The organism is Streptomyces sp. NPDC058579, from assembly GCF_042718575.1.
In the GTDB taxonomy this organism is placed as follows: domain Bacteria; phylum Actinomycetota; class Actinomycetes; order Streptomycetales; family Streptomycetaceae; genus Streptomyces.
On the sequence record NZ_JBHXPI010000038.1, the window covers coordinates 18,927 to 31,731 of the forward strand.

The 12,805-nt window shown below is 73.2% G+C and carries 13 protein-coding genes and 1 tRNA gene; 5 read left to right on the plus strand and 9 right to left on the minus strand.

Annotated elements, in window-relative coordinates; translation table 11 throughout:
• The first annotated feature begins 1 nt into the window (after position 1).
• The 4 genes from ACFWRO_RS29755 (at position 2) to ACFWRO_RS29770 (ending at position 4,012) form a co-directional block, all read left to right on the plus strand.
• Complete coding sequence (locus tag ACFWRO_RS29755) at positions 2-1,348, plus strand: peptidoglycan-binding protein (RefSeq protein WP_384515389.1); 1,347 nt, start codon at positions 2-4, stop codon at positions 1,346-1,348.
• The gene (locus tag ACFWRO_RS29760) at positions 1,345-2,055 is read left to right on the plus strand and encodes an ABC transporter ATP-binding protein (RefSeq protein ID WP_384515392.1); all 711 of its coding nucleotides are present in this window, start codon (positions 1,345-1,347) and stop codon (positions 2,053-2,055) included. Before ACFWRO_RS29755 ends, ACFWRO_RS29760 begins: the two co-directional genes overlap by 4 nt.
• Positions 2,052-3,269 (plus strand): ABC transporter permease, encoded by a 1,218-nt coding sequence (locus ACFWRO_RS29765; protein WP_384515395.1) that lies wholly within the window; start codon positions 2,052-2,054, stop codon positions 3,267-3,269. The genes ACFWRO_RS29760 and ACFWRO_RS29765 overlap by 4 nt, the downstream gene beginning before the upstream one ends.
• A 380-nt stretch (positions 3,270-3,649) precedes the next feature.
• Complete coding sequence (locus ACFWRO_RS29770) at positions 3,650-4,012, plus strand: hypothetical protein (RefSeq protein ID WP_384515397.1); 363 nt, start codon at positions 3,650-3,652, stop codon at positions 4,010-4,012.
• Between the two features lie 55 nt (positions 4,013-4,067).
• Here ACFWRO_RS29770 and ACFWRO_RS29775 read toward each other — a convergent pair whose 3' ends face one another.
• The 3 genes from ACFWRO_RS29775 to ACFWRO_RS29785 form a co-directional block, all read right to left on the minus strand.
• Positions 4,068-5,732 carry a sensor histidine kinase gene (locus tag ACFWRO_RS29775; RefSeq protein WP_384515400.1) on the minus strand — a complete coding sequence of 555 codons (1,665 nt, stop codon included), beginning with the start codon at positions 5,730-5,732 and terminating at the stop codon, positions 4,068-4,070.
• A complete protein-coding gene (locus ACFWRO_RS29780; RefSeq protein ID WP_384515403.1) occupies positions 5,729-6,445 on the minus strand; it encodes a response regulator transcription factor in 717 nt (238 codons plus the stop codon). The genes ACFWRO_RS29775 and ACFWRO_RS29780 overlap by 4 nt, the downstream gene beginning before the upstream one ends.
• Positions 6,446-6,540: 95 nt before the next feature.
• Entirely contained in the window at positions 6,541-7,338 is a 798-nt protein-coding gene (locus tag ACFWRO_RS29785; RefSeq protein ID WP_384515406.1) for an exodeoxyribonuclease III, read from the minus strand.
• A 49-nt stretch (positions 7,339-7,387) separates the two neighbouring features.
• On the opposite strand from ACFWRO_RS29785, the gene ACFWRO_RS29790 reads away from it, so the two are divergent.
• Positions 7,388-7,873 carry a GNAT family N-acetyltransferase gene (locus ACFWRO_RS29790; protein WP_384515409.1) on the plus strand — a complete coding sequence of 162 codons (486 nt, stop codon included), beginning with the start codon at positions 7,388-7,390 and terminating at the stop codon, positions 7,871-7,873.
• A 382-nt stretch (positions 7,874-8,255) separates the two neighbouring features.
• Here ACFWRO_RS29790 and ACFWRO_RS29795 read toward each other — a convergent pair.
• The 6 genes from ACFWRO_RS29795 to glp form a co-directional block, all read right to left on the minus strand.
• Positions 8,256-8,329, minus strand: a tRNA-Ala gene (locus ACFWRO_RS29795).
• 96 nt (positions 8,330-8,425) lie between these two features.
• Complete coding sequence (locus tag ACFWRO_RS29800) at positions 8,426-9,505, minus strand: hypothetical protein (RefSeq protein WP_384515411.1); 1,080 nt, start codon at positions 9,503-9,505, stop codon at positions 8,426-8,428.
• Between the two features lie 142 nt (positions 9,506-9,647).
• On the minus strand, positions 9,648-10,271 hold the full coding sequence (locus tag ACFWRO_RS29805; protein WP_384515414.1) for a GNAT family N-acetyltransferase: 624 nt from the start codon (positions 10,269-10,271) through the stop codon (positions 9,648-9,650).
• Positions 10,268-10,891: a molybdenum cofactor biosynthesis protein B gene (locus ACFWRO_RS29810; protein WP_384515495.1), complete on the minus strand. Its 624-nt coding sequence runs from the start codon at positions 10,889-10,891 to the stop codon at positions 10,268-10,270. Before ACFWRO_RS29810 ends, ACFWRO_RS29805 begins: the two co-directional genes overlap by 4 nt.
• Positions 10,892-10,962: 71 nt before the next feature.
• The gene (gene moaC, locus ACFWRO_RS29815) at positions 10,963-11,448 is read right to left on the minus strand and encodes a cyclic pyranopterin monophosphate synthase MoaC (RefSeq protein WP_384515417.1); all 486 of its coding nucleotides are present in this window, start codon (positions 11,446-11,448) and stop codon (positions 10,963-10,965) included.
• A gap of 57 nt (positions 11,449-11,505) precedes the next feature.
• Positions 11,506-12,786, minus strand: a complete 1,281-nt coding sequence (glp, locus tag ACFWRO_RS29820) for a gephyrin-like molybdotransferase Glp (protein ID WP_384515498.1) — start codon at positions 12,784-12,786, stop codon at positions 11,506-11,508.
• Positions 12,787-12,805 lie beyond the last annotated feature (19 nt).

Genomic DNA, 12,805 nt, shown 5'->3' on the forward strand with positions numbered 1-12,805 from the left:
CATGACGGGCACGGAGACGACCGGCACAGAGACGACCGGCACGGAGACGTACGGCATGGAGGAGACCGAACCCGTCACCGAGGCCCCCGCGCCGACGCGGCGACGCCGTGCGCGGACGCTGCTCGTGGCCTCGGGGTTCGTGGTGGTGACGGCGGTCGCCATAGGGGGTGCGCTCGGCCTCGGCGGCGGCGGTGCGGAGAACCCGGCCGCGCCCCCGCGGACGGAGTCCACGGTCGCGGTCACCCGCGCCACCCTCGTCGAACGGACCAAGGTGGAGGGGCAGTTGGGGTACGGGGCGGAGATACCGTTGCCGGTCAAGGCGACCGGCACCGTCACCTGGCTCCCCGAGCCGGGCGCGCGCGTCGAGCGCGGGGACGAGCTGCTGCGGGTGGACGACCGGCCCGTGGTGCTGCTGTACGGAACCCTGCCGATGTACCGCGAACTGGGGCTGGGGCCGGGGCCGGAAGCGGCGCCGGAGCCGGGTCTCGGGGAGAACGAGAACGTCCGGCCCTCCGGGGCACCGACGCCGGGGGGCGCCGGTGCCCCGGACGGGCCGGACTCGGGGACACCCGGTAACTCGGGGACACCCGGGAAGGGGACGCCGACACCGAACCGGTCGGCGCCCGTACCCATGCGCGGCATGGACGTCCTGCAGTTCGAGTCGAACCTCGCCGCGCTCGGCTTCAAGGGCTTCACGGTGGACGAGAAGTACACCTCCGGCACCGTCGGCGCGGTCAAGCGCTGGCAGAAGTCGCTCGGGCTGCCCCAGACCGGCCGGATCGGCGTCGGTGACGTCGTCTACGCCTCCGGGACGGTACGGATCGGCCACGCGGGCGTGCGCCTCGGCGCGGCGGTCTCCGAGAACGCCCTGACGTACACGGGCACGTCCCGGAAGGTCGTCGTCGACGCCTCGGCCCTGGAGGCGACCTGGGCCGTACGGGACACCGAGGTCACCGTGCACCTGCCCGACGGGCGCCCGGTCGAGGGGAAGGTGACGTCCGTGGGGAACCGCGCGACCGCCCCCGAGGGCAGCGGCGGCGGGGACGGCGGCGGCAGCGGCGCGGGCGGGGCGGCCGCGACCGTTCCGGTGACGATCACGATCGCGGGCCAACGGGCGATCGGGCGCCTGGAGAGCGGCCCCGTCACGGTCGAGTACGTGGGCCGGGAGCGCAAGGACGTCCTGACCGTCCCGGTCGCCGCGCTCGTCGCCCTCGCGGAGGGCGGGCACGGCCTGGAGACCTCGGAGGGCACGTTCGTGGCCGTGAAGACCGGGCTCTTCGCGGACGGCCGGGTCGAGGTGAGCGGCACCGCGGTCCGCGAAGGCCTGAAGGTGAGGGTTCCGCAGTGACGGTTTCTCCGGCTTCGGGGGCTGCGGTCGTGGAGTTCGAGGCGGTCTCTAAGACGTACCCGGGAGGCGTCGCGGCGGTACGGGACGTCAGTCTGCGCGTGGGACGGGGCGAACTGGTCGCGATCGTCGGCCCGTCGGGCTCGGGCAAGTCGAGCATGCTCAACCTGATGGGCAGCCTGGACCGGCCCTCCGCGGGCCGGGTCCTGGTCGACGGCCACGACGTGGCGGCGCTGACCGACCGCGAGGTCTCGGCGCTCCGGGCCACCCGGATCGGCTTCGTTTTCCAGCAGTTCCACCTGGCGGTCGGCGTACCGGTCCTGGACTCGGTCGCCGACGGCCTGCTCTACGCCGGGGCGCCGCTGCGCCGGCGGCGGGCCCGCGCGGCGGCCGCCCTGGCCCGGGTCGGCCTCAGCCACCGCGTCCACCACCTGCCCCACCAGCTCTCCGGCGGCGAACGCCAGCGGGTGGCGGTGGCCCGCGCGGTCGTCGGCGAACCGGCGGTCCTGCTGGCGGACGAGCCGACCGGCAACCTGGACTCCGCGTCGGGCTCGGCGGTCCTGGGCCTGCTCCGCGAACTCCACGCGTCCGGCACGACGGTCGTGATCATCACCCACGACCGCGACATCGCCGCCGCACTCCCCCGCCGCATCGAGATGCGCGACGGCCACGTGGTCGCGGACACGGCGACGACGGAGGCCGTCAGATGACCGGCAGACTGGGCGAGCGGGAAAGGCCTCCCCTCCGCGCCCCCCGCCTACGCCCCGCCGACATCGTCCGGCTCGGTGGCACCGGCCTGCGCACCCGCCCCCTGCGCGTCTTCCTCTCCGCGCTCGGCATCGCGATCGGCGTCGCCGCCATGATCGCGGTCGTCGGCATCTCCGGCTCGGGCCGGGCGGAGGTGGACCGCAGGCTCGACGCGCTCGGGACCAACCTGCTCCGGGTCGCCCCGGGCAACACCCTCGAAGGCGGCAAGGCCCAACTGCCCGCCGAATCCGTGACCATGATCGACCGCATCCCGCCCGTGCGCCAGGTCGCCGCGACCGGCGCGACCACCGCCCACGTCTACCGCAACGAGCGCATCGCCGTCGGCCGTACCGGCTCCCTCGACGTCCTCGCGGCGGGCCGCGAGCTGCTGCCCGCCGTCGGCGGCCGGCTCCACCGGGGCCGCTGGCTGGACGCGGCGACCGAGACGTACCCGGCCGTGGTGCTCGGCTCCGCCGCCGCCCAGCGCCTGGACGTGTACACGCCCGGCACCCGGGTCTGGCTCGGCGGCCGCTGGTTCTCCCTGGTCGGCGTCCTGGATCCGGTCCCCCTCGCCCCGGAGCTGGACAACGCCGCGCTCGTCGGCTGGCCGGCGGCCCGGACGTACCTCCGCTTCGGCGGGCATCCGTCGACCGTCTACGTACGGACCGAGGACAGCCAGGTCTCCGCCGTACGGTCCGTCCTGGCCGCCACCGCCTTCCCCGAGAAGCCCGGCGAGGTGCAGATCTCCCGCCCCTCGGACGCACTCGCGGCCCGCGAGGCCACGGAGTCGGCCCTCACCGGGCTCCTCCTCGGCCTCGGCGGCGTCGCCCTGCTCGTCGGCGGGGTCGGGGTCGGCAACACCATGGTCATCTCGGTCCTGGAGCGCCGCCCGGAGATCGGCCTGCGCCGCGCGCTGGGCGCCACCCGGGGCCAGATCCGCACCCAGTTCGTGACGGAGTCCCTGCTCCTCTCCGTGATCGGCGGCCTGGGCGGCACCGTGCTCGGCACGCTGATCACCGCCGTGTACGCGACGTCCCGGGGCTGGCCCACGGTCGTCCCGGTCTGGGCGAGCGCCGCGGGGGTGGGGTCCACGCTCCTGATCGGCGTGATCGCCGGCCTCTACCCGGCCGTCCGCGCGAGCCGCCTGTCCCCGACGGAGGCCCTGGCGGGCACGTGAGCGCGACCTGACGGACCGACAGAAAACGGCCAACCTGAGTATCCGGAACCCCCTGGACGGCTTGGCCGCTTTCCACCGACGCGGTACGGGAGCCTCCGGCGGGACCGGACGGAAGGACCCCCGACAGCCCCCGCAGACGAGGAACGCGGAATACCCCCGACCGGAATTCCAAGGCCATCCGAAGAACGATCACGCAACAGCACAGAATTACTCAAGAGCGCCCCCGGAATCCCCGTACACCCCACCGCACAAAAGCGGCCGAGGAAGCTGTGGGCCATTGAACTGCCGTACCCGGTGACGCAATTCTTTCTCCGCACTCGAACGAACGAACCGGTCCCGCTCGGACCGAGCGGGAATTCCCCAGAGTTCAGGAGAGATTGATGCGTCTTCGGACGAAGCTCGCCGCGGTGGCCGTAGGTGCCGTCGTGGCCACCGGTGGCCTTGTCCTGCCCACCACCGCCGTCGCGGCGCCCACCGGCGCCGCCGCGTGCACCCAGCCCGGCTGGTCGAACAAGGACAACGCGGCGGGCAGCACGAACTCGAACGCCGTGAACATCCGCTCCGGCCCCACGACCGAGTGCGTGTCGCACGGTCAGGCGCAGATGGGCCACAGCCTCACCCTGCACTGTTGGGTGAGCGGCCAGAGCGGCACGTGGTCCCACGTACGGGACAACAGCACCGGCGTCTCGGGCTGGATCAAGGACAGCCTGCTCAACAACAACGGCGCCCCGAGCAGGTGCTGACCCGGCAAGACGGCCCCCTGCCCGCCCGGACGGGCGGGCAGGGGGCCACCCCGGCTCAGCCGACGCCCGGCGCCCGCTTCGGCGCCGCCGGCAGCACGATCGTGAACACCGAGCCGACACCCACCTCGCTGCTCACCTCGATGGCCCCGTGATGGTCGGCCACGATCTGCCGGGCGATCGACAGACCGAGCCCGCTGCCCCCGGTGGCCCGCCCGCGCGCCGCGTCCGCCCGCCAGAAGCGGTCGAAGAGGCGGGGCAGCTGGTCCGCCGGAATCCCGCTGCCCGTGTCCCGGACCGCGATCCGGACCATCTCGTCGCGCTCGGCCAGTTCCAGCCGGACGCCGCCCCCGGGAGCCGTATGCCGCACCGCGTTGCCGACCAGGTTGCTCAGCGCCTGGCGCAGCCGCCCGGGATCGCCGTACAGCGGCACGGGACCGGCGGTGTCGGTCGTGATCCGCACCCCGGCCGCGGACGCCAGGGCGCTGTGCGCGGTACGACAGGTCTCCACGAGCTCGCGCGCGTCGAGGTCGCCCCGGTGGTACGTGAGGGCGCCCGCCTCCGCGAGGGCGAGGTCCTGGAGGTCGTCGACGATCCGCTGCTGGAGCAGGACCTCCTCGTGGAGCGAGTCGAGCAGCTCGGCGTCGGGCTCCAGGACCCCGTCGCGCAGCGCCTCCAGATAGCCCCGGAGGTTGGCCAGCGGGGTGCGCAGCTCGTGGGCGATGTCCCCGACGAGGCGCCGCTGGCGCTCCTCGCTCTCCTGGAGCGAGTCGGCCATGCGGTTGAAGGACCGTCCGAGTTCGGCGATCTCGTCCCGGCCCGCGCCGGGGACGCGCCGCGCCAGGTCGCCCTCGCCGAGGCCACGGGAGGCGGCGGTGAGGGCCCGTACCGGCCGCAGGACCGCCCGGCTCAGGAGCAGCGCGCAGACGACGGCCGCGGTGGCGACGCCCGCGGCGACGGCAGCGGTGGGGCCGACGGCGAGCGTGCCGCCGCCCCCGGTGTCGTCCAGGGCGCCGAGGTGGACGCTGAGGGGCTGGGGCGCGACGCTCGCGGTCCGCTCGTGGAACACCCGCTGCAGGCAGGCGGTGCGCGCGCCGTCCCGGACGACCTCGCAGGTGAGGACGGCGTCGAGGTCGGTGCCGCCGGCCCGTACCCGCTCCTGCTTGACGCAGGAGGCGCCCCGGCCCGTCTCCGCTCCGGCCGCCCCGGCGTCGGTGAAGACGGGGACGCCGGTGTCGCCGGGGCGGGTGGTGACGGTGTGCCCGGCGCGGGTCAGGCAGGCGGCGTAGGTCACGCCGTTCGCGTACGAGTCGATGGCGCCGGCGGCCACCTTGGCGACGGAGGGAAAGTACTCCCAGCCCGGCAGCCGCAGCGTGGGCCGTGGATCGACAAGGAGGGGCGGCGCGGTGCCGCCGGGGCGCGGTCGGTGGCCGAGGACGGTGTCGGAGTCGGCGATCTGACCCTGGTTGGCCGTACTGATCCGGATGCGCTGACCGGTGTCGAGGGCGAGGGTACGGACGACCTCGGCGACACCGTCCCAGGTGCCGTGGGTCTGCCCGTACCGGAGGAGTTCACCGGTGATCCGGGCGGCGACCTGGCGGTCGGCGGCAGCCGACTCTCGGAGCTGGCTGGTGGCCTGCCGCAGGGTCAGCCAGGCGGTCGCGGCGGTGGCGGCGACGGCGACGAGCAGCACGAGCCCGAGCACCCGCACCCGAAAGCTCACGACCCACCACCCAGGCCCCCGTCGGCATCGGCGAACCGATACCCCCGCCCGTACACGGTCTCCAGATACCGCGGCCGGGTCGGCTCGGCCTCCACCTTGAGGCGCAGGTTGCGCATGTGCACGTCGACGGTCCGCTCCAGGACGTCGCGGTCGAAGCCGAAGACGCGCTCGATGATCTGGGCCCGGGTGAAGACCCGGCCCGGTTCGCGGGCCAGGGTCTCCAGGATGGAGAACTCCTTCGAGGTCAGCGCCACGGGCCGCCCGGCCACGCGCACCTCGAACCGCGCGGTGTCCAACTCGACCTCGCCGACCCGCAGCAGCACGTCCCCGGCGGCACCCGCACCCCGCCCGGACCGGCGGAGCAGGGCCCGGACGCGGGCGGTGAGCTCGCGGGGGCTGTAGGGCTTGGTGAGGTAGTCGTCGGCGCCGAGGTCGAGCCCGAGGAGCATGTCCTCCTCGGTGGAGCGGGCGGTGAGCAGCAGGATGGGTACGTCGGAGGCCTCGGCGCGCAGAATGCGGCAGACGTCGAGGCCGTCGACGTACGGAAGCATCACGTCGAGCACGATCAGATCGGGCCGGCTGGAACGGGCCTTTTCGAGCGCGGCGCGCCCGTCGGCGACGACCTGAACGGCGTGGCCTTCGCGTTCCAGATAGACGCGAATGAGCCGCGACTGTTTCGAGTCGTCTTCGGCGACGAGAATGCGACCGCTCAACGTTCCCCCAGGCCCGACGGAATTCCCAAGCAAACTAACGCACAGGAGCAACCCCAAAACCCAGAATTCCAGAACACCGAGCTGCCACGGCCCGGCTACATCTCATACACAGCCGTGACGGGCGCGTGGTCGCTCCACCGCTCCGCATGGGTGGCGGCCCGCTCGACGAAGGCCTTCACGGCCTTGGCGGCGAGGCCGGGGGTGGCGACCTGGTAGTCGATGCGCCAGCCGCTGTCGTTGTCGAAGGCGCGGCCGCGGTAGGACCACCAGGAGTAGGGCCCGTCCTGATCAGGGTGGAGCGCGCGCACGACGTCGACGTACTCACCCTCCTCGAAGACCCGCCCGAGCCAGGCCCGCTCCTCGGGGAGGAAGCCGGCGTTCTTCTGGTTGGCCTTCCAGTTCTTGAGGTCGGCCTCGCGGTGGGCGATGTTCCAGTCGCCGCAGACGACGACCTCACGCCCGTCGGCGGCGGCGCGCTCCTTGAGCTCCTTCAGGTATGGCAGGAACTCGTCCATGAACCGAACCTTCTCGTCCTGCCGCTCGGTACCGACCTCACCACTGGGCAGGTAGAGGCTGGCGACGGTGACACCGGGCAGATCGGCCTCGATGTACCGCCCACTGGAGTCGAACTCGCTCGACCCGAACCCCACGCGAACGGCGTCGGGCTCACGCCGGGTGTAGAGGGAGACGCCGGCGCGCCCCTTGGCGGCGGCGGGCGCGTGCGCGGTGAACCAGCCCTCGGGCGCGCGCACCTCGGCGGGCAGCTGGGACTCCTCGGCGCGGACTTCCTGCAGGCAGACGGCGTCGGCGGAGGTCTCGGCGAGCCACTCCACGAAGCCCTTCTTGGCGGCGGCACGGAGACCGTTGACATTGGCGGAGGTGACAATGAACATCCAAGGAGAGTACCGACCAAGCTGACCGCATACCTATACACTCCCCACCATGAACATACGCCCCACCACCTACGACCACCCTGACGCGGTGAAGCTCCAGGACGAGGTGATGCAGGAGTACGTCATCCGCTACGGCGGTGAGGGCGACGCCACACCGCTCGACCCGGGGATGTTCGTCCCGCCGCACGGCCTCTACCTCCTCGCGTACGACGACGAGGGCCGCCCGGTCGCGTCCGGCGCCTGGCGCGCCCAGGACGCGAACGACCATGGCTACGCGGACGGCGACGCCGAGCTCAAGCGCATGTACGTGATCCCCGAGGCCCGCGGCCTGGGCCTGGCCCGCCGCATCCTGGCAGCCCTGGAGAACGACGCCCGCGCGGCGGGCCGCACCCGCATGGTCCTGGAAACGGGCACGGCCCAACCGGAGGCGATCGCCCTCTACACCTCCAGCGGCTACGCCCCGTGCCCGAAGTTCGGCCACTACCGCGACTACGACAACAGCCGCTGCTTCGCCAAGCCGCTGCAAGAGGCCTGACTCAAGGGCCGGAAGAAGTGAGGCACGTGCGCCACCGACCGGAGCCGGCTTGAGCGGCTCGATCCGGTCCGCGCAAGCTCATGAGCGAGCATTCCGACTGCAACGCAGGAACTCCAGTGCGGCATCCTGGACTTCCTCTCCGGGCCTACCAGCCCGATAGCCCCGGGACTCGATGCACTCGAAGAACTCCGCGTCCGGCAAAAAGCCCCTCCCTGCCCGCTCGCCATCAGGCGGTTGCACACGCCGCCGGCCCGCCCCCGTCGGCATCCACCACCCCGGACAGGCATCGAACGGCCCCCGAAACGACGAAGATCCCGTCCGATCTTGCGATCGGACGGGATCTCGTCACCGTTCCTGAGAGCTACTCAAGAACTGTCGTTTGTGGACCTGTGGGGATTTGAACCCCAGACCCCCTCGATGCGAACGAGGTGCGCTACCAGACTGCGCCACAGGCCCTTGCGACGTGAGAAACATTAGCATCCCGATCGGGGTGCATGGAAATCCGTTCCCCCGCAGGTCAGCCGAGGGCTGCCGGGAGCCGGCGGGCGGGGGTCATTCGTTGGCCGCGCGGGGGCGGTCGTCGTCCGCGTACTGGTCGAAGAGCGGGGTGCGGCCGTGGTCGCGGCGGGAGCGGGGCGGGGTTGTGCGCTGGCGCGGGGCCGGGTTCGGATTCGGGTTCGGGTTCGCGTTCGGGGCGGGGGTGGCCGTGGGTGCGTCGGGGGCCGCCGTGGAGGAGCGGGCCGAGCTCCAGGTCTCCGGGTCCGTGATGTCGATGCCGCTCGTGGCGCGCGGGGCGACCGGAGCGGTGACGTACGTGGGGAGCGGGACCGGGACCGGGTCCCAGCTGTCGCCCCGGGCCGGGCCGCGTTCGCGCTGCTGGTCCACCCATTCCGCGTGGTCCGTCTGCTCGACGAGCGCGCGGCGGCCGGCCTCCTGCGGGGAGACCTCGGGAGCCGGTTCCGGTTCGGGTCGGGCCGGCTCGTCCTCCGGCTCGGCGGGCGCCGCCGGGCGGCGCGGGCGGTTCTCCCGCAGCCGGGCCGCCGCCGCCTCCGCGCGCCGACGGTCCATCACGTACACGAACCGCCGGCGCTCCTTCGTCCGCAGATGCACGATGTACGCGCTCAGCAGCACCGCCGGGACCGCCGGCGCCCACAGGAACGCCAGGCCGCCGACCGCCGCGACGACCGCGCCGAGGGTGAAGGCGAGGAAGAGGACGACCGTGGTCCGGCGGCGCCGGGCGAGGACCTTGCTGCGCCGGGCCCGTTCGACGGACGCCTTCGAGGGCGCCTTCGAGGGCCGCCGCACCGGGGCCGCCGGGGCGGGCGCGGGAGCCTGTTCCGGGACCTCCAGCCGGGCTTCCGTCCTGGACGCGGGCGCGGAAAAGGCCCGGACGTCGACCGAGCTCAGATGCTCGGTCTCCACGTCCGGGTCGACGCCGGGCTCCCGGTCCTTCAGCTCCTTGGCGTACCGACGCTCCATACCCGCCCGTCCGGACAGAAGCCGGATGGCGGTGCTGAAGCGTTCCGTCGGACGGGCCTCGTTGAGCTCGTCCTGCCTGCGGAGCCACATCGGCACCAAGTAGGCGGCCCAGGCCCCGACAATGACTGCGTAGATGAGGCCGCTGCTGCTCACGCCTCACACCGTAGAGGGGTTCGCGGGAGGGCATCGGCCAATTGGCCCGGTGTGTCGCACGATCTGGCTGATATCACTGAACTTTTTTGTGATTGTTCAGATCGATTGGCGATCAACCGCTGATTGAATTCGAACGTTTATTTCATTGTGCGGGGTGCGAGGGTCTCGCCTGGTGCCAGCGCCGCACCAGCCCCTCGGGGACTTCCTCGGCCGTGAGCGCGAAGACCAGATGGTCCCGCCACGCCCCGTCGATGTGGAGGTAGCGGGGGCGCAGCCCCTCCTCCCGGAATCCCAATTTCTCCACGACCCGCCGCGAGGGCAGGTTCTCCGGGCGAATGCAGACCTCGATCCGGTGCAGCCCCACGTTGCGGAAGCAGTGGTCGACCACGAGCGCGACCGCCGTCGGCATGACGCCCCGGCCCGCCACCCCGCTGTCCACCCAGTACCCCACGTGGCCCGAGCACATCGAGCCCCACGTGATCCCCGCGACCGTCAGCTGACCGACCAGCTGCCCCCGGAACTCGATCACGAACGGCAGCATCCGGCCCGCGTTCGCCTCGCCCCGCAGATGGCGGACCATCTGCCGGTACGTCGGCCGCTGCGCGACCGGGGCGCCGGGCGCCGCCGGCGGGATGGTCGCCTCCCAGGGGCGCAGCCAGTCCCGGTTGCGCCGGTTCACCTCGCGCCAGGCCCGCTGATCGCGCAGCTTTATCGGCCGCAGCACGACATCGCCGTCGGCGAGGATCACGGGCCAGGACGGGATCATGACGGTCTCGGGTGGTCGCCGCCGCGGATCTGGTCGACGGCGTGGACGAGGAGGTGCTCCAGGACGGCGAGGCCGTCGCGGACCCCGCCCGAGGAACCCGGCAGGTTCACGATCAGCGTCCCGCGCGCGACCCCCGCGAGGCCCCGCGACAGCGCCGCCGTCGGCACCTTGTCCCGGCCGTACGCGCGGATCGCCTCGGGGATCCCCGGGATCTCCCGGTCGAGGACCCGGCGGGTGACCTCGGGCGTGGCGTCGGTCGGCGAGATGCCCGTACCGCCGGTGGTGAGGATGACGTCGTACCCGGCCTCGATCCCGGCCCGCAGCGCCGCCTCGACGGGCGCGCCGTCCGGCACGACCTGCGGGCCGTCGACCGCGAAGCCGAGCCGCGTCAGGCCCTCCGCGATCAGCGGGCCGCCCTTGTCCTCGTACACCCCGGCCGCGGCCCGGTTGGAGGCGGTGACGACGAGCGCCGAGTAGGGGGAGGCGAGGGCGGCGCCGGCGCCCGAGGAGGGCTGGGGTTCGGATGCCGTCCCGTCGGCCGCCCCGTCCGAGTCAGCCGCATGGCCCTCGTGGCCGTGCGTCGTCCCGCCGACCCGTCCGGCGCGCGCCTGCGCGTGCAGCTCGGCCGTCGCGGTCGCGTCCGTCGCGGTCGCGTCCGTCGCGGTCGCGTCCGTCGCGGTCGCGTCCGTCGTCATGACTCGGTCCTCGTCCACGTGCCCGACTTGCCGCCCGTCTTCTCCTCCACCCGTACGTCGGAGATGACCGCGCCCTTGTCGACCGCCTTGATCATGTCGACCACCGTCAGCGCCGCCACCGAGACCGCCGTCAGGGCCTCCATCTCGACGCCCGTGCGGTCCGTCGTCTTCACGGTCGCCAGGATCTCGACCGCGTCGTCGGCGACGGTGAGGTCGAGGGTCACGCCCGAGACCGCGAGGGGGTGGCAGAGGGGGATCAGGTCCGGGGTCTTCTTGGCGCCCATGATCCCGGCGATACGGGCGGTGGCGAGCGCGTCGCCCTTCGGGACGCCCTCGCCGCGCAGCAGCTCGATCACGCGCGGCGAGACGAGGACACGGCCGCTGGCGCGCGCGGTCCGCGCCGTGACGTCCTTCCCCGAGACGTCGACCATGCGGGCCGCCCCCGCCTCGTCGATGTGGGTGAGTCCTTGCTGCGTGCTCATGGCCGTGACACTCCCGGTCGCTGTGTGGGACGCCACGGTACCGCCACCAGGGCCTCCTCAGCCGAGAAGGACCACGTCCAGCTCGGCGCCGGGCGCCACCTCCGTATTGTCCTCCGGTACGACGAGCAGGGCGTTCGCGTGCGCGAGCGCGGCGATCAGATGCGAGCCCGCTCCGCCCACGGGAGTGACGGTGCCGGTCTCGGCGTCGTACGTCCCGCGCAGGAACTGGCGGCGGCCGGCCGGGGACGACAGCGGCTTGTCGGCGGCGAGCACGGCCCTGACCGTCGGCCGGTGGAGCTCCTCCAGGCCCATGAGCGCCCGGATCGCGGGACGGACGAAGAGCTCGAAGGAGACGTACGAGGAGACCGGGTTGCCCGGCAGGGCGAGCAGCGGCGTGTGCTCCGGGCCGATCGTCCCGAACCCCTGCGGCTTGCCCGGCTGCATCGCGAGCTTGCGGAAGTCGACCTGGCCCTCGAACTGGCCGGCCGTCGTCAGCGCCTCCTTGACCACGTCGTACGCGCCGACGCTCACCCCGCCCGTGGTGACGAGGAGGTCGGCCCGGATCAGCTGGTCCTCGATGGTGGCGCGCAGCGTCTCGGCCTCGTCGGTGACGGCGCCGACCCGGTACGCGATCGCCCCGGCGTCGCGCGCGGCCGCGGCGAGCGCGAAGCTGTTCGAGTCGTAGATCTGGCCCTCGGCCAACTCCTCGCCGGGCTGTGCCAGTTCGCTGCCGGTAGAGATCACGACCACCCGGGGGCGGGGGCGTACGCGCACGGTGGCGCGGCCGATGGCCGCGAGCAGCCCGATCTGCGGCGGGCCGAGGACCGTGCCCGCCTCCAGCGCGAGGTCGCCGGCCTGGACGTCGCTGCCGCGCGCGCGGACGTGCGCGCGGGCCTCGGCGGACCGGTGGACGCGGACCTCGCCGCGCGCGCCCTCGGGGGCGGCGCTCGCGGCGCGCATCCCGCTGGCCGCTCCCCCGCCCGTACCGCCGTCGGTCCACTCGACCGGCACCACGGCCTCGGCGCCGGGCGGCAGCGGGGCGCCGGTCATGATGCGGGCGGCCTCGCCGGGGCCGACGACCGGGAGGCCGCCCGCGCCCGCCGCCACGTCACCGATCACGGTCAGGACCGCGGGGAACTCCTCGGTGGCACCGGCGACATCGGCGACCCGGACCGCGTAACCGTCCATGGAGCTGTTGTCGAACGGGGGCAGCGCGACCGGCACCGTGACGTCCTCGACGAGGACACAGCCCTGGGCGTCGGGCAGTTGCAGCTCGATCGGTTCGAGCGGGGTGATCGCCCCGAGGACGTCCGCCAGGTGCTCGTCCACCGACCACAGGCCCCGGGACGGCCCCGCG